Origin of the sequence: Halorubrum yunnanense (genome assembly GCF_026586675.1) — an archaeon.
In the GTDB taxonomy this organism is placed as follows: domain Archaea; phylum Halobacteriota; class Halobacteria; order Halobacteriales; family Haloferacaceae; genus Halorubrum; species Halorubrum yunnanense.
Genome location: NZ_JAODIX010000087.1, coordinates 1 through 618 on the forward strand (window position 1 = coordinate 1; position 618 = coordinate 618).

Sequence of the window (618 nt, forward strand, 5' to 3'; positions counted from 1 at the left end):
GCATGATCACCCGTGTCCACTCACCCACCGGCCTGGACACCCACGAACGACCACGGTTCACACAAGACGCTACACCCCCTCCCAACGCGGGAGGGTGGGCTCATAGCTCAGCGGTAGAGTGCCTCCCTTGCAAGGAGGATGCCCTGGGTTCGAATCCCAGTGAGTCCATGTCACTCCGACTCCGAATCCGTCCCCTTAAGTGGGCGACGCGACTCGGATAGGATACGACGACCGATGCACCATCCCGGGAAACCGCGGATGGGAAGGGTTCGACGAACACCCCGCCAGGGTGATTCGATGACGACCGTGTATACGTGCGATCCAGACGTCCACTGAACTCAACTGAGTTCGTGGAACGTCAGTGAACCATATACAGTCGGGTGACTTCACAGTCACACGACACCGTTGGACAACTCTTCACAGACGCGTCCAACAACACTACTGGCTACTGTGCCAGCTGGTGAATGGCTCGGCTCGAGAGCCGACGAAGGACGTGCCAAGCTGCGAAAAGCTCGTGGGACCCGCATGGAGGGAAAGAACACGAGATCTCCGAATCGGAATCCGTTTTACAATTGCTACGCGCAATAGGGAACTCCCTGAATTGAAACATCTCAGTAA

Annotated in this window: 1 tRNA gene and 1 rRNA gene; both read left to right on the forward strand. The window is 57.1% G+C overall.

The features are described from left to right. Positions 1–96 precede the first annotated feature (96 nt). A tRNA-Ala gene (locus tag N5096_RS16675) sits at positions 97–168 on the forward strand. Between the two features lie 268 nt (positions 169–436). Further along, positions 437–618 (forward strand): 23S ribosomal RNA (locus tag N5096_RS16680); the annotation flags it as partial.